The following is a 20,019-nucleotide window of genomic DNA, read 5'->3' as shown; positions in this document are numbered from 1 at the left end:
GCGACGTGACCGGGCGATGGATCCCGAGGCCTCCGCGCCGGATCGGCCGGGCCCTCCGGCGAATCCCGCCGGCGCGTCTCCAGGGGCGGCCGCGGGTGGCGTCAGCGGGGCGCGAGGGTGGCGTCGAGCTCGAGACGCTCGCCGCCTCGCTCGATCTCGATCCGGATCGTGTCACCGGGGGCGTGGCCGCGCAGCACCTCTGCGTAGGCGCGGACGTCGGCGACCGCCTGGCCATCGATGGCGACGATCCGGTCCCCGGCGCGCAGGCCGGCGCGCTCCGCGGGCGAGTCCGGCATCACGCGGACGACGAGAACGCCCGGCCCGGGGTCGGTGAAATCGGGCAGCGTGCCGAGGCTCACCTTTCGTCCCGCTCCCCCGGCGCCGGGCCGCTTCCCTCCCGCGGCGGTGAGCGGTTCGGTCCGCTCCGCGAGGTACACCGCCGCCTCCCGCACGAAGGTCGCCGCGTCGACGAGAGCGTCGGGTCGAACCTTGTCGGGGGTGTCGGTGGGGCGGTGATAGTCCTCGTGCGCGCTGCCGAAAAGCTGGACTGCGGGAACGCCCGCCTCGACGAAGCTCATCTGATCGCTGCCGCCAGGGTCGTCGGGCACGGCGCGCACCTGCACTCCGGTGGTGAAGCCGACGCCCATCGCGATGTGGGGCCACTCTTCGGCGGTGCCGGTACCGAACAGCATCAGCCGGCCGCCATCGGGCCTGCCGACCGTGTCGAGGTTGATCATCGCGATCGCGTCACGGGCCGGGTAGTCCCGCATCGTCTCGACGTAGTGCCGCGATCCGCGGCGCCCCCACTCCTCTCCGTCGAAGGCCACGAACACGACCGCCCGGGGCGGATGGAGCGAACGGCCGAGGATGCGGGCGAGTTCGAGGAGCACCGCGACGCCGGACGCGTTGTCGTCGGCGCCCGGATGGATCCGCCCCTCGTCCCCGGCATGGACGTCGGGCCACCCCCGTCCGAGATGATCGAGGTGCGCGCCGAGGACGACGGACTGGCCCCGCCAGTCCGGGCGGGTGCCGGGGATCACCCCCACGACATTCCTGAGCGTGACCGTGCGTCCCTCCGGCCCACCCGGCTCCTCCCAGATCTGGAAGTAGCCGTCCTCCCCGCCGGGCGCGAGCCCCGCCTCGGCGAACACGCGCGCCACTCTTTCGGCGGCGCGCCGGAGTCCCTCGCTTCCGGCGGACCGGCCCTCGAGTTCGGGAGAGGCGAGCCAGCGGACGTCCTCCATCATCCGTGACGCATCGAAGACCGGCTCCGGTCGGGCCAACGGCTGCCGCTGCGGCAGCGCCGCGCGCGGGCCCGGCGCAAACGCGTGCACCAGCGGGGAGCCGGCGGGCTCCCACCGCCCTTTCAACACGTTCGTCGGTTCGTCACCCTCGAAGGCGAGGTAGGAGTACCGGCCGTAATGGGGCAGCTTGCGGGCGAGGCCCGGAAGCGCCGCCGGGTTGTCGGCAGCGATCCAGCCGAGGGCGAGGTCCTCGTCGTACGGGTGCTCGGCGGCGAGGACGAAGCTCGTCCCGGGACGGGCCGCCTGGTGGCTCCCGAAATCGACCGACTCGCGGTCGACGCGAACGCCCTTGGGGGCGAGCGCGTCCGTCACCGCCCGGGCCCAGCGGTTCTCTTCGCCCAGGATCCAGACGGCGCGGTCTCGTGGAATCCGATCCAGCTCCGCCTCGCCGACGATGCGGACGTCGTGCGCGTTCCCTCGCGCCCAGCCCTCGGCGAAGCGGCGCCAGGCGGCGGAAGGAACCGCGCCGTCTCCGTCCGGCACGACGATGGCCACTTTCGGGGCGCCGAACAGCCGGGAAAGAGTGGGTGGGATCTCTCTCGGGTCGAGCCGCCGGAAGAGATCGAACTGAGGGTCGACGTCGACCCTGACGGGCGGTCCTGGCAGCTCGAACCGGCCCGTGGCGGTCCGCCCGCTCATTTCGATGGAGACGATCCGAGCCGCGCTCTCACCCGCGACCGTGATCGCCACCGGCACCTCGACCGCGAAGGGTTCCTCCCGTTGGACTTGCCGCAGCTCCACCGTCAGAAGGTGCCGGCCATCGGGAAGGGTCTCGTCCGCGACCCGTCCCAGCGCCAGCGAGGGAGCGCCGGTCCTCTCCACCCACTGGCGGAAGAAAGGCCCGAGGTCGGTGCCGCTCACGGCGCTGAAGACCTTCTCGATGTCGGCGAACGATGCCCGGCGGAACCGGTAGTCGCGGTAGAGCCGCGCGAGAGCGTCGACGAAGGTGGCGTCGCCGAGCTTTCGCCGCAACATGTGCCAGAGCATCAGCGACTTCCCGTAGCCGACAGCCTCGGTCGCCGAAGAGTGCCGCGAGCGGAACTCGGTCAGCGGAAAGTCCCGCGCTTCGCGGACGTAGGAGCGGTAGCGCTCGAGCGTGTCGCGGCGGTAGGCCTCGCCGGCCCCCTGCATCTCCTTGAAGAGGTGATCGGCGAGGTAGGCGGTCAAGCCCTCGCACCAGTTTCCGCTCTCGTAATCGACGAAGACCGAGTTCCCCCACCAGTTGTGAAGGATCTCGTGCGGATAGGAGGACTGCAGGATGAACGGGAAGCGGATGATCTTCGGCCCGAGCAGGGTGAACGATGGCATCCCGTAGCCGGTCTCCCAGAAGTTCTCCACGAGCGCGAACTTCGCGTACGGGTACGGGCCGATGAGCTTCTCGTACATCGAGATGTCCTGGACGGTGGCCTCCAGATATCGGGCCGCCAGGTTCGGATCCTTCTCGCGCAGGAACACCATCGCCGTCAGCTTCCCGTTTCGGCGCTCGTACTCCTCGAACGGGGCGGCGACGAGGTAGATCTCGTCCATCGGCTCCGGCGAATTCCAGACGACGCGACGGCGTCCGCCCGCTGCCTCGTGCTTTTCCCTCCGGCCCTGGCTGACCGCGTCCCATCCGGCGGGCAGATCCACGGTCATCCGGAAGCTCACCAGCGCGTCGCCGAACAGCGGCACCCAGAAAGTGCTGCCCGAGAGCACGACGCCTTTCTCGTCGATGAGTCCCGGAGTTCTGGAGAAGCTCCGCGCGTACTCCTCGCCTTCCGCACGGATCGGGTGGTGGATCACTCCCGAGTAGCGGAGGATCGGCGGCCGGGCGGGAGGGGCACCGGCGGTCGTCGGCCGCAGGCGGTACTCGTCCAGCGGGACCGCAGCCTCGCCGGGACTCTCCTCGTTGATGCCGTAGCGCCGCAAAGACCGCGGCGGCTCCATTCGCTCCACGGCGTATTCCGGGGTGGCGGAGACCGCCTCGAGCCCGCGATGAAGCAGGAAGCGCAGATCGCCCGAGGCCGCCAGCGGCTCCGGAAGGCTGATCTCGTCCTCGACCTCGAGGCGGTGGGCCGCCGGGTCGATCCGCACGGTGAGCTCGTGGTGCACCGGTGCCCCCATCTCCGCGGGGAGCGCTTCGACGGAGGCGAGGAGCGCGGCGGCGACGGCGAGGCGGACGGGACCGGACATCTGAGGACCTCCCCGGAACGCGCGGGCCGTGCCGGCCGCGCACGGCGCGCGTCCGCCCCGCGATTCTGCCCGAGCCCGGCGAGCCCGGCGAGTCGCCCGCGTCGCGGGGACGACCTACGTTTCCCCTCCGTCCTCTTCGGTGCTTCAGGAAGCCCTTCCGGCGCCGTGGCGGCCCGGCCTCCGGTTGCGCGAGTCGCGGCTCGACGTACGATCAGGCGGCGGCCGGGTGTGGGAAGGGGGGAGGCCGGCGTGGTGAACGGAACACTCCGGCGGGCCGAGAGCGCCGCTGCCCTGCTTCGCAGCCGGCGCTGGCAGCCCCTCTGGGCGCACACGCTCCGGGGCCTGATGCCGGCCGCGCTCTTCAGGGTGGCCCGCCTGGTGATCTGCAGACTCGACGAGCCGCCGGCCCCCGCGACCGGTTGCCTGACCCTTCGCTTCGCCGGACGGGACGACCTCGACGCGCTGTGCGCGGTGCGTGACCGCCGCCGGGCCTACCGCCGCTACCTCGACGCCGGCGCTCGTCCGGTCCTCGGCTGGCTCGGCGAGCGCCCCGCGACCATCTGCTGGCTCGAGCCCGGGCGGGTCCATCTGTCCCCCTCGAACGGCTACCGCTTCGAGATGGAGGCGGACGAGGTTTGGGCGTTCGGATGCGAGGTGTCCGAACCTCTCCGCCGGCGCGGGCTGTACCGCGAGCACTGGGCGAGACTGATGGAGATCCTCCGCCATCGAGGCGTGCATGCCGCCTACCTCGCGGTGATGCAGGACGACGCCCGTTCCCTCGCGGCCCACCGGCGCATCGGGTTCGAGCCGGTGTGGCAGCTTTCGGTCGTGCGCCTGTGCGGCATCACCCGTCACCGGGCCGTCGACCTCCGCGACGGCCAGGGCCGCGTCGTCTCCGGCTTCGGCCGGTGGAAAGGCGCCTCCCGCCACTGACGCGCCGGCCTCGCTCCACCGGCCATCGACCACCGCGCCCGGCGGCCCTACCTTTCCGGAAGGGGATCCTCCAGCCGTCCGGGAGGTGGGAAGGTGCCCGCGTCGTGTGCACTCGCCCTGCTCGGACTCGCGGCGGCGCCGCCCGCCGGTGGGGTCGAGCGCGCTCTCGACGAGCGCTGGCGTGGCTCCTGGGTGATCGTCACGACCGACCTCCGCTCCTCGTGCGACGGGCGGTACACCGCGAACCCCGTGGAAGAGGAGACGGCGCCGGCCGAGGGCAGCTATTGGTTTCCGCCCGGGGAGCTGGCGCGCGTGGACGACCTGTCCGTCGCCGGCGGCCGCGTGGGGGTCCGGCTGTCGCTCGCCGAGCCGGTCCGGATCGAGCGCCGCGACGGCCCGTTCACGCTGTACGAAGAGCGCTCGTGCCGGGTCGAGCTGCTGATCGGGGTGCCGCGCCGCGCCCTGCGTGCGCGCGCCCGCGCGCGGATCGAGTCGTCGATCGCACGCGTGCTGGAGCGGCACGACACTCCCGCGGAGGCCCGCCGCTCCTGGCTGTACAACGAGCGGCGCGCGCCCCGGCTGCCGCGCGACTACGAGAAGACCCTCGCCGCCTACCGAGCGTGGAAGGCCCGGCGGACCGACGAGCTGCTGGCGGCCCGCCTGCGGCAAGCGCGCCGCCGCCTGGAGCGGCTGACGGTCACGTCGGACGGGGAGCTCGCTTACGCCGCCGGGCTCGCGGCGGGCATCGCCCATCAGCGGGAGCGGAGGCTCTCCGGCTGTTCCCGGCTCGTGGAGGCCGAGCTGACGCCGGCGCGCCCCGCGGTTCCGCCGGAGTTCGCGGCGAGCGCGGAGGACGCGCGGGCGTGGCTGCGCGGTTTCGCCGACGGGCGAGCCTTCGTGTTCGACCTCGACCTGCTGACCAGGCTGCCCGCCTGCCGCCGCCCTCCGCCCTCCGGGGCGGAGGGAGCGGCGCCCGGCGCGGATGGGAGCTGAACCGCACCGGCCCAACGCAGGTCGATCACCGTCGGTCCCGACCAACCCGACGCCCACTCCCGGCCGCGGCTGCGCCGCCGAGCGGGCCGCGGCGCCGGTAGCCCCGGCGCGCGGACCGCCTTCCCTGCCAGGGGAAGAGGAAACCGGCCGCGATCCCCTTCGGGGGGGGCCGGCCGAGGCGGGGATCGCCGAGCCCGCAACGACCCGCCCCGGGGCAGGCTCCCTCCGGCAGGCACCCGACCGGCCCTCCCCGAACCGCGCGCGGGCTCCCTCGGGGGCCCGGCCCGGGGGCGGTCGGTGTTCAGCGCACGGCGGCTCCGCCCGGGTGCACGGGCGTCCGCCGCGCCGCGCGATGGCAGAGATAACGGCCCAGCGAGCGCACCGCCTGATCGGCCGAGGGGAACACGGGGAGTCCGGCTTCTCTCAGGCGATGAACGAGCGGGGCGTAACGCGGACCGGAGTCGACCACCGCGGCGAGCGGCTTGTCGTGGGACGCGCGCAGGCGTCCGAGCCGCTCCGGCAGCGAGCCGGGGGTGTCCAACTCGTCCGGCGTGACCTTCAGCGTGACGGTGAGCGGGACGATGCCGACGAGCACGGCGTCCACGCCATCCCACTCGAGCAGGATCCGGACGGCACCCTCGTAGACCTCCTCCCCCGCCATCGGTGTCAGGTCCAGCGGATTGCGGGCGTTGACGAGACGTCCCAGCCGGTGGGCCTCCAGCAGTTCGCGGAGCCGTTCTCGGACCACGGGGTCGAGCGGCGGCAGCTCCACACGATAACGCTGGCCGATGACGGCGTCGGCGGTGCCGACGGCCTCGAACCCGGCATTGGTGACCACGGCGATGCGGTTGCCGCGCACCGGACGGTCGTGCAGCGCGGCCGAAAGCTCGAGCAGCTGCTCGAACTCCTTGAACGTGTCGGCGACCATCGCCCCCGCCTGGTCGGCCGCGGCCTGGCAGACGTCGTAGTCGCCGGCCACGGAGGCGGTGTGCCCCGCGGCGGCGCTGCGGCCGGGCTCCGTGCGCCCCGCCTTGTAGAAGACGACCTCCTTTCCCCTCGCAACCGCTTGCTCGATCTCGCGCACGGTGTCCAGCCCGTCGAGGTCGTTGAACCCCTCGGCATAGACGCCGATGGTGGCCACGTCCTCCCGCCCGGCCAGCGCCGCGAGCATATCGGAGATGGTCAGGTCGGCCTGGTTCCCCAGCGAGACGGAGAACGCCGGGTCGAGGGTCTCGAGATTGCTCAGCCGGCTGGCGATGAACGCACCGCTCTGCGACAGGAGCGCCACGGGACGCGCCGGGGCCCCGCGCCGCTTGTCCAGCCTCGATTCAGGGATGAAGAAGGTGTCGTAGCGTCCCGGGCGGGAGATGAGGCCGAGGCTGTTCGGGCCGAGGAAGACGGGGCCGTCAGCGGACCGCTCGCGCGCCCGCGCGATGGCCCGCGCCAGGCGCTCGGCGATCTCCTCCGATCCGGATGTCTCCCCGGCCCCGCCCGGGATGAGGATCACCGAGCGGGCCTTGCCGCAATCCACGATCTCCTCGGCGATGGCGGGAAGACGGTCGGCCCCGGCGGCGACGACGAGCAGGTCGACCGGCTCGGGCAGGTCCGAAGGGCTCGCAACGGCGGGGATGCCGTCGATCTCCTCGACGCCCGGCTTCACCACCCGCACCCGCTCGGCGGGAAAACCGGCACGCTGCACGTTGCGGAGGATGATGCGGCCGAAGCCTTCTTCGCGGGAGGAAACGCCCAGAACCGCGATGCTCCCCGGCTCGAGAAGCCGGGCGATCGCTGCGCGCGGCCGAGCCGGCGGGCGGCGCACGGCCGGGGCGAGACGGCCTCGCCCGTCGAGCGGTACCAGGCGTTGCCGCCGGAACGCGAACGGGTTCACCTCCAGCTCCGCCACGTCCGGTTCCTCCTCGCCCCGATCGACGCAGAACCGCCGGGCGAGCGCGAGGAAAGCCCGGAAGCAGCGCAGCAACTCGCCGTCAGAGACGATACGCCGCCGGCCTCTGGCGCGGCCCGACAGGATCTCGTAGGCCACCGTTCCCTGGAACAGCTCGAGGAACCGCTCGGCGTCGGTGTCGAGGGCGCAGGCCTTCGCCACTGCGAGGCCGGGTTTCATCTTGTCGGCCAGGTACTCGGTGTCGATGCCGCCCAGCCCGGCGGCGATCACCGGACCGAACTCGCGCGTGCTGCGGATGCCGACGAACAGTTCGTTGCCGAAACCGGGGCGGACGCGTTCGACGTACTCCACCACGAGGACTCCGCGCACGTCCGCACCCGCGCGGTGGCGGGCAATGAGGCGATCGATTTCCCGGCAGACCGTCTCGTAGTCCTTCGGGACGAAGGCGATACCGTTCGCTTCGGTCTTGTGGACGATGTCGGGCGAGACGATCTTGAGGACCACGCGGTCGCCCGGGAACCGAGCCAGCTCTTCCTCGGAGATCATCTCCTCGGTGCTCACGAAGAGATGCTTGGGCGGCGAGATCGCTCCGACGAGCTGGACGATCGCGTACACCTCGTGCTCGAGGAGCTGCCGTCGGCCCTCGTGATAGGCGTCCTCGAGTGTCTTGGCGACGGCGTGCTCTTCCGCGCCCGACAAAATGCCGCTGTCGGCGACCACCTCGAGCACGGGAGCGTCGGGCGCCTCCGGCTCCGCGAGGTGGCGGGCGTCGAGAGAGTCGATCCAGTGCCGGACGGCCGCGGAAGGCGCTCCCCGCTGGATCCCGTCGAGGTAGGCCCGCGCGGCGTTCCGGCCGAATCGGAACGCCCGCAGGTTGGCTTCGACGACCCGTTCTCCTTTCGCGGCGAACATCTCGGCCACCGCTTCCTCGAGCTGCTGCGGATCCATCTCGATGAACAGGGACGCCGCGCCGAGCATCGCGATGTTCGCCGCCCGGCCCGATCCGGCGGCGCGGGCGATCCGCTCCGCGTCAACGAGGACGTGGTAGGGCGCCGCGGCGATCCTCTCGAGGAGCGTCTCCACCGGGGGGTAGTCACCGATATTGACGAACGCGTTCACGCTCGAAACCACGCATCCGCCGTTGCGGAGGTGGGGAAGGTGCCGCAGCGCTTCCAGGGGCTCCACGGCGATGACCAGGTCGGCCGTCCCGGCGGGGATCACGTCGCTGTGAATGGCGCCGTCGGCGAGGCGGATGTGCGCCTGCACGGCGCCGCCTCGCTGAGACATCCCGTGGACCTCCGACTGCTTGACCGACAAACCGCGCCGTACGGCAGCGGAGGAAATGGCCTGGGCGATCGTGAGAATCCCCTGGCCGCCCACCCCGGCCAGGACGATGTCCTGCTTCATCGCGCCTCCCTCCCGGCAGCGGCGCCGGCCGCCGCGGCCTGCTCCCCGGCGCGATGGCGCCGCTTGAGGTGGATGCACGGCCTGCGGGGCACGATCACGCTGAGGCCGCGGTGCTCGATCTCCTTCCGGATCAGCTCGACGTTCTCGGCGTGGCGCTTGGGAACGGGCTCGATCACGTGGAGATGCTCGTCGGACACGCCGAGTCCGCGGAGGACCTCGAGCAGCCGTTCCCCGTGGGTGAGCGACTCCTGCGCCCCGGTCATGGCCACGGTCGCGTTGTCGAGGATGAACACGGTCATGTCCGCGTCGTGATGCGCCGCTCCGAGGAGCGCCGTCATCCCGGAGTGCGAGAAGGTCGAATCGCCGATCGTGCAGATGACCGGCCAGGCGCCCGCCTGCGACGCCCCGTGAGCCATGGCGATCGAGGCCCCCATATCGACGCAGGCGTGCACGGCACGGTACGGGGGCATGACGCCGAGGGTGTAGCAGCCGATGTCGCTGAAAAGGATCGGGGCATCGTAGCCGCTGGTCGCCTCGACGATCGCCTTGAAGCTGTCCGCATGGGGGCAGCCGCGGCAGAGCTGCGGCGGGCGAACCGCCGGCTCCAGGTCGGGAACCGCGACCCGCGGGCCGCCCCTTCGAAGTGCGGCGGCGACGTGCTCGGGACGCAGCTCGCCGGTCGCGGGGAGATGGCCGCTCAACTTCCCGTGAATGGCCTTTCCCGGAACCCCGAGCAGGCCGCACAGGCGGCTCTCGATGAAGGGGTAGCCCTCCTCGACCACGAGGATCTCGTCGCAGTGATCGACGAGCTCGCGGACGAGGCGGACCGGGATCGGGTAGCGCGCGATCTCGAGCAGCGAGACGTCCGTGTCGCCGTCGAGGACTTCCTTGACGTAGTTGCGGCCCACTCCGGCGGCGATCACCCCCAGACGGCCGGCGAGCTCCAGCCGGTTGTGCGGCGACCGCTCCGAGTCTTCCAGCAGCCGCGCCTGCAGTTCGACCAGACGGGCGAACCGGCGGCGGGCGTTGGCCGGAACCAGGGTCCAATCGGACGGATCGGGCCGGCGGTGCGGGCGGGGAGGTTCGGGAGCCGGGTCGAGGCGCACGGTGGATCGGCTGTGGGCCAACCTCGTCACCAGCCTCACCATCACCGGAAGCCCGACCTCCTCCGAATACCGGAAGGCGAGGCGGGTCAGGTCGTAGGCTTCCTGCTGCGTGGCCGGCTCGAACAGCGGCACCCGGGCGAACTCGGCGTAGAAGCGGCTGTCCTGCTCGTTCTGCGACGAGTGCATTCCCGGATCGTCGCCGACGGCGAGGACCAGCCCCGCGTTGACTCCGGTCAGCGCGGAGTTGACGAACGGGTCGGCGGCGACGTTCAGGCCGACGTGCTTCATCGACACGAGGGCGCGACGGCCGGCGTAGGACATGCCGAGCGCCTCCTCGTAGGCGACCTTCTCGTTCGCCGACCAGCGCGCCGAGACGCGGCCGTCGCGCGCCGGACCCTGCTCGATCGTCTCGAAGATCTCGGTGGCGGGGGTGCCGGGGTAGGAGAAGGCCCCCCCGATGCCCGCATCGACGGCCGCCAGCGCGACCGCCTCGTCTCCCAGGAGAAGTCGCACGCTCATGGTGAGGACCTCGGGTGGACCGCGCCCCCGGCGCGCCGGGTTGGGGCGGAGGGGGCAGGTCCGGAGTCGGTGGTGCGGTACCGGGCGGCGCCGGCAGCGCATCCCGCGCCCTCCCCGGGTCTGCGCCGGCGCCTGGCAGAGGGAGCCTATCTTACAAGCAAGTAAGCCTCGGTGCCAGCCGCGGCGCGGCCTCGGGCGCGGGGCGGTCGCGAGGGCGCGCCGGTTCGCCCAAGTCGATGTCGGACGTGAAGTTGCGCCTGCTCGCACCGCCCCCCGGAGCGGCGCCGCGCCGCTCTCCCCCGTCTCGTCGGAGGTGCTCCCTCGATGGTGCGAAACGCCGCGCAGCTCGAGGAGAGACGGGCACTTCGGCCCGATCCTCGGCGCCGATCCATAGGGGAGCGGAACATCGGATCTTCCAACGAGTTCGGCGGGCCAGCGCACCATTGGGGATGCACCTCCCGCCCGAGGCGCACCCCCGAGCCGCGCGGAGCCCCCTTTCGACCCCTACCCGCCCGGGCGCTGCGGCCACCGCCCCGCCCCGGCCGGTGTCACTCCTCCCCGTAGGTGAGTTCGAGACGCCGCGCCCTTAGCGCGGCGAGGGCGAAGAACAGGGCGCTGACCGCCAGAATGCCGGCCACCGCGGTGGCGGGCGGGACCGACTCCCCCAGGAGCTGGACCGGAGCGCCCGAGGGGGGCGCGGGGGCGATGCCCTGCACGTAGTGGATCACACTCAGGCGTTTGAGGATCGGGGGCAGGAACGGGTTGATCTGCTCCCATCCCCAGCAGAGAAGGCCGGGAAGGATCGGGTTCCGGAAGCTCGTACCCAGCAACAGGAACAGCGCCCCGTAGCCGAGGCAGGCGAGCGCCGTGGCTGCCTCGAAGGAGGCGAGGTGGCCGAGACCGGGTCCGAGAAGGAGATGTTCGAGCCCGTCCCCGCCCGCGGAGAGCACGAAGGCGAGGTCGGTCGCCCCGACGGCGAGGATCATCACGCCTCCCGCGGTCGCGAGTCCCGCGAGCATCTTCCCCGCGGCGATCACCTCGCGCCGCACCGGAGTGAGGTAGTAGAAGTGCAGGCTGCGATCGAGAAGCTCGGCTCGGTACAGGTTCATGAAGACCCACAGGCAGGCCACGAACAGATCGAGCCGCAGGATGAACGTGTGATACATGGCGGTGAACGCCAGTTCGTGTCGCGCGATGTCGCCCGCCGCCGCGGGATCGAGCAGGAGGGAGGCGAGCAGATAGAGGACGCCGAGGCCGACCGGCATGGTTGCCAGCAGGTAGAGCATCGCCGCCCGTGGCGACAGCAGCGCCTTGCGAAGCTCCAGGAGGAACACTTCGCGGAGCTGCCGGCGCCTGAGAGCCAGGCCGGGGGGCGGCAGCGGCGGAACGGCACTCATTCCGCTTCCCCCTCGCCGATCAGATAGCTGTAGACGGCCTGCACCGTTTCGTCGGCCGGCGCGACCTGCTCGACGGCGAGATCGTTCTCCAGGACGATCCGGTTGAGAAGCAGGTAGAACGCTTCGGGGTCGCGCGTGCTGACGAGCAGGCCCCGCCGGTCCTCGTGCAGGCGCACCTCCGTGACGGAATCCTGCTCGAACGCCCGGGCGGCGACCACCTCCGGCCGATCGCACCGGACGAGGATCTTGAGCGGCTTGTCCGAGACCTCGCGGCGCACTTCCCGGATCGCGCCCTCGGCGACCACGTACCCCTGGTTGAGCATGATCACCGTGTCCGAGATCAGGTCCACCTCGTGCAGGATGTGACTCGACACGATCAGATACCGCCCTTCCGCGGCCAGCTCCCGGAACAGGGCGATCGTCTCCGCGCGCGCCATCGGATCGAGCCCGTTGAGCGGTTCGTCGAGAATCAGCACCGGCGGGTCGTGGGCCATCGCCTGAGCGAGCTTGATGCGCTGGCGCATGCCCTTGCTGTAGGAAGCCACCCGCCGTTCCGCGGCGTCCTCGAGCCCGACGCGTTCGATCGCCCGCACGGCCAGGCGCCGCGCGGTGGCAGGGTCGTAGCCGGCCACGCGAAGGAAGCGGGCGAGGAACTCCATCCCGGTCATCCCGCGCGGGAACGAGTCGTGCTGCGTGCAGTATCCGAGAAGGCGAAAAAGCCTCTCGGGGTCGTCGGGCCGGACGCCGAGCACGCGAATTTCTCCCTCGGTGGGACGCAGCAGGCCGGCCACCAGGTTCATCAGGGTGGTCTTCCCCGATCCGTTCGGGCCGACCAGCCCGGTGATACCCGGCCCGATCGACAGCCGGACGCGGTTCACCCCGAGCACCTCGCCGTAGAACTTCGAGACGTCGTCCAGGACGATGCGATCGCTCGGCACGGCCATGCGTCCACCTCGGCGGGGGCCCGCGGTCCTCCGGCCGGACAACGATAAAACGGCGCGGGGGCTCCCCGCTTATCACCCGGCTCCCCCCGGCCCCGCCCCGACTCGACGGCGGCGGGCGGCCAGGGTCAGCTGGATTGGGGTGACCAGGAGCGTCGCCGGATCCTCCGCCGCCTCCCGCCAGGCCCTCTCGAATGCCACCCGGTCGGCGGGGGCGAGATGCCCGTCGCTCACCACGGTGTCGATGTGCTCGAAGAGGAAGCGTTCGACCCAGCGGAACGGCGCGGAGCCTGGAGGGCCGGCCTTCACCGCCGGCTCGACCAGCTCGAGCTCGAGCCCGGCGCGGGCGAAGTGCCCCGGCAGCTTCAGGCCGATCCAGAGATCGCCTCCCCGGGCGCGGTAGGCGGCCCGGAAGGCCTCGATCACGCGATCGACCGCCGGCTTGCGGGGATGGAGGCGCAGGCCGTCGTGGTCGTAGTCCTGGATCACGAGGAGGCCGTCCGGCCGGAGCGCCGCTGCGAGGTGCCGGACGGCCTCCGCCGGACGGCCGAGGAATGAGAAGACCCACCTCGCGACGACGGCGTCGGCCGGGCCGGGAAGTTTCCCGAACAGGTCGCCCTGGAGCACGACCGCCTGGGGCATCTTCTCCACCCGCTGCCGAGCGGCCTCGGCTGCGAGCGGGTCGCGCTCGACACCCCACGCTCGGCCGTGCCTACCCACGAGGCGGGCGAGGTCGGCCAGGAGCACCCCGTTGCCGCAGCCGACCTCGAGCACGCGCATGCCCGGTCCGATCCCGAGCCGGCGGAGCGGTTCGAAGAGCGTATCGCGCCAGAGCCGGTGCTGCTCTTCGAGCCGGGACCACTCCCGCTCCCCGTGGCCGAGGAGGTACGGGTGTTCCGCCACGTCGCCTCCGCCCGCCGAACGCGCCGCTCAGCCGGTCTTTCGAATGACCACCGCGGTGACGTCGTCCTCCGGCGGTCCTGCCGCGAGCAGGCGCTCCCGGAGGATCTCGCAGATGGCCTCCACCGGCCGGTCCGCCGACTCCGCGAGCACGCGCTCCACCTCCCCGGGGAAGAACCGCCCGCCCGCGTGCTCCGAGAACCCATCGCTGTACAACAGCAGCACGTCACCCGCCCCGAGGAGGCTGATCTCGTTGACGGAGTACGGTTCGGTCGCCGCCTGGAGCGGCACGTCGGTGCGCTCGGCCGGCTCGCCGGCCTGAGGCAGGAGCCCCACCGGCGGCAGGGTCACGATGTGATCGGAGTGGATGCTGACGAACCGCCCGTACTCCCGCGAGAAGACCGCCGGAGGCTCGTGTCCGGCGGAGATGAACCGGAACCGGCCACCCTCGATGATCTCGCCGTAGATCATCGTGAAGAACTTGTTCGTGGCGGTCGTGCGGTAGAAACGCGTGTTGAGGTGCTCGAAAAGACGGGTCGTCACCTCGCCGTTGATGTCCAGCTCGTAGTAAACGCCGAGAAGGAAAGCCTGGTGCAGCATCGCGGCGATGAGGGCATCGGTGATGCGGTGCCCGGACACGTCGGCCACGAGGATTCCCGCCCTGTGCGCCAGCTCGCGCAGCTTCTTCGCCACATCCGGGCGTCCGGCCTCTTCCGCTCTCCGGGCGCGCCGCTCGAGGTCGAAGCGCTTCTTGAAATCGAGGTAGATGATGTGGTCGCCGCCGATGGAGGCCTTGAGGGGCAGCCACAGGCCGGCCACCTCCAGGCCGCGGAGCGTGGGCAGCTCGCCGCTCGAAGGCCTGAGGAACCGGGCGATTTCCTCGAAGTTCTCGAGCTCGTCGGCGAGATCCTGGAAGCGGTCCGCGGTCACCTTCGGCATCCTTTCCCCTCGTGCCGCGCGCCGCAAGGCGGCCTCCGGGGCCGTTGCGCTCCGGCCGTCAGCGATCGGAAAGCCGGCGCGGGACGGGAACGGTGATCTGGAGGCACGCGGCCAGGAGACCAAGTTAGCGCGCTCCGGTGGCGCCGCAAGCGTCCCGGCGGGAAAGTCAGCGGACGACCTCGTACGCCCGCAGCTTGCGGCGCAGCACCAGGAGGGCGAGCGCCAGCATGGCCGCCAGGGAGGCCCATGCGGCCGGGACCGAAAGGCGGTTCGGCTCGAGGGCGGGATCGAACAGGTGGACCCACACCCGGGTGATGACCTTGGTCGGGCTGAGCAGGCCGCCCCAGCTCGTTCCGAACAACCCGTCGATCGCGGCGCCGAAGCCCCCGGGAAGCACGAACAGGCCGAACAGGGCCGCCCGCCCGAGCGAGCGCCACCGGACGAGCGCCGAGACCGCCAGGGAGAAGAGGGTCAGAACGGCGATCCACACCAGCGAACCCGCCGTGATACCGAGCGCCAGCCGTCCGTGTCGGGCCATCCAATCCCACCCCGCATAGTAGGCCTCCAGGCCGAAGAGGAGCAGGCCGGGGAGGAAGGTCACCAGGGAGAGGAGACCCGCCAGCACCGCCGCCTTGCCCAGCACGTATTCCGCCCGGCTGATGGGACGCGACAGATAGAGCGGAAGGGCTCCGTTGGCGAGATCGGCCGACAACAGGCCGGGGCCGACGACGATGGCGATCATGAAACCGCCCAGGATCGACTCGAGGAACAGGAACACGCGCAGGTACAACGCACCGAAGTTCTCGTCCAGGGCGGCGCCGAGGTCGATCGGCAGCTCGAGGCCGGGAATCTGCGGCAGGTTGTGCGCGCCGTAGATCGCCAGGCAGCAGAAGAGCGTGAACATACCCAGCGCCGCGAGGAATCCGGCGAAGAGGCGCGAGCGGAGGACCGACCGCGCCGCGTAGCGCGGAAGGACGAGGAACCTCGTCCACTCCGGCGTGAGCGGGCCGGAGTAGGGACGGTAGCCCTGGTCATAGACCGCCACGGTCGCCCTCCATCACACCCAGGAAGATGTCCTCGAGCGAGTCGCGCCGGAAGCTGAGCCGGCGGATCGCCAGCCCCAGCTCCGCCGCGATCCGGTACAGATCCTTCACCCCGACAGAGCCGGGCAGAACCGCCTTGATCCGGTCCCCTCCGGCGAGCGCGCAGTCGGCCCCGAGCCGCTCGATCGCCTCGGCGAACACGCGCGGGCGACCCGCCGTCTCCAGCTCGACGAAACGGCGGTCGGCCGCGCGCTCCTTCTCCAGATCGAGAAGGGCCGCGAGGCGACCATCCTTCAAGATCAGCACGTGCCGGCAGGTTTGCTCGACATCGCGCAGCAGATGCGAGGAGAGGACCACGTGCACCTCCCCCGTGCCGGCGATGGAACGGATCAGCTCGAGCATGCGGCGCCGGTGCGGTGGGTCGAGGCCGTTCGTCGGCTCGTCGAGGAAGAGAATCTTCGGCCCGTGAACGATCGCCTGGGCCAGTTTGACCATCTGGCGCATCCCGAGCGAGAGCGTCCCCAGCCTCCGGTAGCGGACCTCGCCGAGGCCAACGGCGTAGAGCGCTTCGTGGGCCCGCTCCAGCGCCCGGCGCGGCGGGAGGCCGCTCAGCTCCGCCATTTGCCGCACGAAGGAGACGGCGGTCATGTCCGCGATGAAGGCTTCGCGCTCCGGCATGTAGCCGACGATCCGCTTGACCTCGCGCCGATCGTTCCGGATGTCGAGCCCGAGCACTCGTGCCGTCCCGGCCGTCGGCTCGTGGAAGCCGAGCAGGGTGTGGATCAGCGTCGTCTTGCCGGCGCCGTTCGGACCCAGAAGGCCGATCGGCCCGCCCGGGACGCTCCCGTCGAGGCGGTCGAGGATCGTGCGGCGGCCGAATCGCACCGTCAGACCCTCGAGGACGAGGGCCGGTCCCTCCATCGCGCGCGGTTCCCTCACCGCCCGTCGCCCCCTTCGCGCCACCGAACGAGGCCGGCTCCGGTCAGGTCCGGCAGCACGTCGGCCAACCCGGCTCCGAACAGACTCCTGCCCGTGATCGCGATCTCGATGCGGTCCTCGAAGCCATAGGCGACGGCGAGGACCGGGCCGGCGGCCCGGGCGAGGTCGTCGAGCGCCGCCCGTTCCTCTCCGGTGAGCGGCCGGCCGGACCTCCGCGCGGTGCTTCCGGCGAGCGAGGCGAGGGCCCTTCCCAGGTCGTGATAGACGAGAGCGGAGACGTCCGCGTAGCGGTCGCGCGGCAGCCGCGCGAGGAAGTCCGGGTCGTCCGCGAGGGAGATGCCTGACTCCTCCTGGCGGATCGCCCGCTCGAGGCCGCCACGGGTCGGCGCGACGAGGAGGTAGCCGTCGGTGAGGGCGAGATCGAGGTCGAGCCTCGGCGCGGCGATCCTCAGGACGAAGGCGGGCCGGCCGAGGACGGGTTCCGCTCGCTCGAACTCGACGAGGCGCCGGTCGCCGATCTCGACCATCCTTCCCAGCTTGTCCGCGAGCGCCTCGAGCGCGCGGATCAGCGTCTCGGGATCGTAGACCTCGACCGCCGCGATCCACGCGGGGGCCGGAAGCAGCGGTCCGTCGAGTGCGAACGTGAACTCGCCGCCGAGAGGACCGGCGATCTCGCGTGCGACGTCGATGCCCGAGGCTGCCAGCAGGGTGCGCGCCAGCGCGCCCGGCCCCGGCTCCCCGCCGCCCCACGCGGTCAGGTCATCGAGCATCCTCTCGGGATCCTCGAGCGCCGCCGCGACGACGAGGTGCGCTTCCGGCGAGACGAACCGCAGCGAGCCGATCGGAGCCGGCGGCGCGAGCCACGAGACGACGCCGTGTCGGGGTGCGTCGAAGGTGACGAGCACCCGGTCGAACGTCGCCCCGCCCTCGTGCCGGCGCGACGCCACCGCGTGCTCGATCCGGTCGATTCCGAGCAGCGCGAGCGCTCGGCGCGCGCCTTCGTCCAGCTCCGCTCCGCTCCGGATGATCCGGCCGGCGTCGACGGCCACGATCCACTCCGCCCCCTCGGCGTAGAAGCTCTGGAGCCTGCGCCACAGCGGCCGATCGCGGAAGGGACGTTCGCCCGACTTCCGCGCGGCGAGCACCCCGCGCAGCAGGTCCGGCTCCGGGCTGGCGACGAGCAGCCCGTCGCTCACGACGACGTCCAGCGCGCCCTTCCGGGCGCCCGCTTCTCCCGGCGAATCGAGGAGCCGGATCGGGACGTCAGCGCCGGCGCTCGCCCCCAGCGCCTCGATCTCGGCGGCGAGCCGTTCCCGGAGCGCGTCGGCGTCGCGCACCTCGGCGAGAATGAGCGGTCCCCCGACACCTCCCCCGGCCCGCGCCGCGAGCGCGATCCCGATCTCGTCCCCGAGCGTTTCCCCGAAGGCCGCGAGCCGCCCCACGAGTTCATCGAGTTTCCGCTCCCGCTCCGGGCCGATCGCCTCGCTCCACCAGCCGCCGAGCGTCCCTGCCGACCGCAGCTCCTTCCGAAGGACGGCATAGCTTTCCCTGAGCGTGCCGGAGAGGTTGGGAAGGCCGGCATAGGCCACGGTGTCCTCGGGCAGGAGCTCGGCGAGAGCCGAGCCGCGGCGCGCGGGGGGCAGAGGCACCGCCGCCAGCTCGCGCCGCAGGGATGCCAGGTCGCGCAGGGCGGCGAGCCGCTCGTCCAGGAACCGGCTCCAGGCCACCTCCTCCGCCAGCGGCACCGGGAGCACCGCCTCGCTGGTGCTGAGCTGGTCGCCCCCGTGCAGCACGGCGGTGCCGGCAGCCCGCCGCACGCGCACCTCCCCTTGGACCACCGACACCCGCGAGCCCTTGGTGCCATGGCTGACGGAGAAGAGCGTGCCGGTCACGCCGACCTTGCAGTCGGGCGTGCGCACGGTGAGGTGACCGCGGTGGCGCGGAGCGGCGGCGACGAGGACCGCACCGCGCCCGAGCCTGAGCGTCGGACCGGTCCATCCCGGTTCGACAGCGAGCTCCGACCGTTCCCGGAGCTCCACGCGCGACCCGTCGCCGAGCGTCACGAGGGCGCCCGATCCCTTCGCGGTCCGGATCGGTCGGCCCGCGGGCAGGGCCGCACCGGCCTCCAGCGGGACGAGGCGGGCGCCGGCCACTTCGAACAGTCGGCCCTCGACGGCGGTCACCCGGCCGGCCGTGCCTCCACCGGCGCCGAGCCGAGGACCGAGGCGGATCGCCGCGAGGGCCGCGATGGCGACGACCGCGGCCGCGGCGGCGATGCGGAGCCCCGGACGCCGCCATCCGGACCGCGAGCGGACCCGCGGGTGCGGAGGGAGCGGGGTGCCGCGGCCGGCGCGCCGTGCACGGCGGCATCGCGGGCACTCCCTGAGGTGGTCCTCGACGAGCAGCCGGCGCTCTTCCGAGAGCCGGCCGGCATCGAGGTCGGTGAGCAGCGATCGAAATCCGTCGCAGCCATCGATCGGAGCCTCACCGCCGGCGGCTCCCTCCCGGCGGAGGCGATCGAGCACTCGCCCGGCGGCCGCCTCGAGTCGCCGCGGATCGGGCTCCTCGAGCCGGATCTCCTCCAGCGCGCGGTCCAGCGTCCGGTCGAGATCGGTGTCGTCGTGGCTCATCGCCCATCCCTCTCCGCTTCGCCGGCAGGCCGAGCCAGCCGTCGTGCGAGCGAGCGCTTCAGGCGCGCGCGGGCGCGGTGGAGCGCCACCGCCACCGACCCGGGCGAGATGCCGAGCATCCGGGCGATCGCCTCGTTGGTGAGGCCCTCGAAGTAGCGGAGCACGAAGATCTCGGCGCTTCTCGGGGAGAGTTCGGCGAGGGCGGCTCGCACCAGCGCGCGGATCTCCGCACTGCGGTGACCCTCGTCGGGGCGGTCTCGCGGGTCGGCCAGCCCGCCGGCGGCCTCGATGGGGAGGTTCCGGTGGGGGCGACTCCTCACGATGTCGAGAGCGGCATTCACGGCCGACCTGTAGAGGTAGCTCGCGGGGGAGGGCGACAGATCGACCGGGCCGGAGCGCCGCGCCAGGCGGAGAAACACGGTTTGCAGCACGTCCTCCGCGTCCGCCTCGGAGCCGGTCACCCTGTAGGCCGCCCGGAAGACCCGCGCGTGGTGCTCCCGGAAGAGACGCTCGAGATCGACGGCCGGTTGTCCGCCGGCCGGCGTTCCCTCTTCCGCCGAGAGCACCCTGCCGTCCTCCGCTCGCTCCTCGACCATACAAACGGGCCCCGGACCCCGAGCTTACGCCAGATCGCACGCGGCCGATCCACCCGGCGCTTCGCGCGGGCTCCGTGCCCGCGGGTCGGGCCCGGCGCAGGGGAGCGCCGCCAGCCGGCCGGTGCCCGGTCGAGCCGAAGGGCGAGGCTCTCCTCGGCTTCGAGGCGGGATCGAGCTCCCTCGAGGGTCCGGCCGGTGGTCCCCCCCTCGTCGGGGTTGCCGGCCCCGGACTCGAGCGGTCTTCGGGTTCGGAAAGGGACCGGGTCGATCGCGGAACGGCAGGGCGGCGGGCGCATC

At 72.1% G+C, this 20,019-nt stretch carries 13 protein-coding genes; 2 read left to right on the top strand and 11 right to left on the bottom strand.

The genetic code is table 11. The features are described 5' to 3' along the window. Positions 1–101 precede the first annotated feature (101 nt). Entirely contained in the window at positions 102–3,476 is a 3,375-nt protein-coding gene (locus tag D6718_01585; GenBank protein ID RMG48552.1) for a M20/M25/M40 family metallo-hydrolase, read from the bottom strand. A 249-nt stretch (positions 3,477–3,725) separates the two neighbouring features. Between D6718_01585 and D6718_01580 the strand changes: the two genes are divergently transcribed. Both D6718_01580 and D6718_01575 read left to right on the top strand, forming a co-directional pair. Next, positions 3,726–4,409 (top strand): GNAT family N-acetyltransferase, encoded by a 684-nt coding sequence (locus D6718_01580; protein RMG48551.1) that lies wholly within the window; start codon positions 3,726–3,728, stop codon positions 4,407–4,409. A gap of 93 nt (positions 4,410–4,502) precedes the next feature. After that, positions 4,503–5,402, top strand: a complete 900-nt coding sequence (locus D6718_01575; protein ID RMG48550.1) for a hypothetical protein — start codon at positions 4,503–4,505, stop codon at positions 5,400–5,402. Between the two features lie 301 nt (positions 5,403–5,703). Here D6718_01575 and D6718_01570 read toward each other — a convergent pair whose 3' ends face one another. From D6718_01570 to D6718_01525, 10 genes are all read right to left on the bottom strand, one after another. Beyond that, positions 5,704–8,712, bottom strand: coding sequence for an indolepyruvate oxidoreductase subunit beta (locus tag D6718_01570; protein RMG48549.1), 3,009 nt, complete (start codon positions 8,710–8,712; stop codon positions 5,704–5,706). Then, positions 8,709–10,337: an indolepyruvate ferredoxin oxidoreductase gene (locus D6718_01565; GenBank protein ID RMG48548.1), complete on the bottom strand. Its 1,629-nt coding sequence runs from the start codon at positions 10,335–10,337 to the stop codon at positions 8,709–8,711. The genes D6718_01570 and D6718_01565 overlap by 4 nt, the downstream gene beginning before the upstream one ends. A 548-nt stretch (positions 10,338–10,885) precedes the next feature. Then, a complete protein-coding gene (locus D6718_01560; GenBank protein ID RMG48547.1) occupies positions 10,886–11,734 on the bottom strand; it encodes a hypothetical protein in 849 nt (282 codons plus the stop codon). Beyond that, complete coding sequence (locus tag D6718_01555) at positions 11,731–12,678, bottom strand: ABC transporter ATP-binding protein (protein ID RMG48546.1); 948 nt, start codon at positions 12,676–12,678, stop codon at positions 11,731–11,733. The genes D6718_01560 and D6718_01555 overlap by 4 nt, the downstream gene beginning before the upstream one ends. A gap of 72 nt (positions 12,679–12,750) precedes the next feature. Beyond that, positions 12,751–13,578 carry a methyltransferase domain-containing protein gene (locus D6718_01550; protein ID RMG48545.1) on the bottom strand — a complete coding sequence of 276 codons (828 nt, stop codon included), beginning with the start codon at positions 13,576–13,578 and terminating at the stop codon, positions 12,751–12,753. A gap of 27 nt (positions 13,579–13,605) precedes the next feature. Continuing rightward, a complete protein-coding gene (locus D6718_01545) occupies positions 13,606–14,514 on the bottom strand; it encodes a serine/threonine-protein phosphatase (protein RMG48544.1) in 909 nt (302 codons plus the stop codon). 166 nt (positions 14,515–14,680) lie between these two features. After that, complete coding sequence (locus D6718_01540) at positions 14,681–15,559, bottom strand: ABC transporter permease (protein RMG48543.1); 879 nt, start codon at positions 15,557–15,559, stop codon at positions 14,681–14,683. Continuing rightward, positions 15,546–16,478, bottom strand: coding sequence for an ABC transporter ATP-binding protein (locus D6718_01535; protein RMG48560.1), 933 nt, complete (start codon positions 16,476–16,478; stop codon positions 15,546–15,548). The genes D6718_01540 and D6718_01535 overlap by 14 nt, the downstream gene beginning before the upstream one ends. A gap of 14 nt (positions 16,479–16,492) precedes the next feature. Then, positions 16,493–19,126 carry a hypothetical protein gene (locus tag D6718_01530; GenBank protein RMG48542.1) on the bottom strand — a complete coding sequence of 878 codons (2,634 nt, stop codon included), beginning with the start codon at positions 19,124–19,126 and terminating at the stop codon, positions 16,493–16,495. After that, positions 19,123–19,722 (bottom strand): sigma-70 family RNA polymerase sigma factor, encoded by a 600-nt coding sequence (locus D6718_01525; GenBank protein RMG48541.1) that lies wholly within the window; start codon positions 19,720–19,722, stop codon positions 19,123–19,125. The genes D6718_01530 and D6718_01525 overlap by 4 nt, the downstream gene beginning before the upstream one ends. Between the last annotated feature and the right edge of the window lie 297 nt (positions 19,723–20,019).

It is taken from the genome of Acidobacteriota bacterium, from assembly GCA_003696075.1.
GTDB lineage: Bacteria > Acidobacteriota > Polarisedimenticolia > J045 > J045 > J045.
The sequence above is the reverse complement of the archived record's forward strand: the minus strand, read 5'-3'. Positions and strand labels throughout refer to the sequence as shown.

Bases quoted from the DNA above. Each gene is read 5' to 3' on its own strand.
- D6718_01555 (RMG48546.1), bottom strand. From the start codon at position 12,678: ATGGCCGTGCCGAGCGATCGCATCGTCCTGGACGACGTCTCGAAGTTC.
- D6718_01545 (RMG48544.1), bottom strand. From the start codon at position 14,514: ATGCCGAAGGTGACCGCGGACCGCTTCCAGGATCTCGCCGACGAGCTC.
- D6718_01570 (RMG48549.1), bottom strand. From the start codon at position 8,712: ATGAAGCAGGACATCGTCCTGGCCGGGGTGGGCGGCCAGGGGATTCTC.
- D6718_01535 (RMG48560.1), bottom strand. From the start codon at position 16,478: ATGGAGGGACCGGCCCTCGTCCTCGAGGGTCTGACGGTGCGATTCGGC.
- D6718_01565 (RMG48548.1), bottom strand. From the start codon at position 10,337: ATGAGCGTGCGACTTCTCCTGGGAGACGAGGCGGTCGCGCTGGCGGCC.
- D6718_01530 (RMG48542.1), bottom strand. From the start codon at position 19,126: ATGAGCCACGACGACACCGATCTCGACCGGACGCTGGACCGCGCGCTG.
- D6718_01560 (RMG48547.1), bottom strand. From the start codon at position 11,734: ATGAGTGCCGTTCCGCCGCTGCCGCCCCCCGGCCTGGCTCTCAGGCGC.
- D6718_01585 (RMG48552.1), bottom strand. From the start codon at position 3,476: ATGTCCGGTCCCGTCCGCCTCGCCGTCGCCGCCGCGCTCCTCGCCTCC.
- D6718_01525 (RMG48541.1), bottom strand. From the start codon at position 19,722: ATGGTCGAGGAGCGAGCGGAGGACGGCAGGGTGCTCTCGGCGGAAGAG.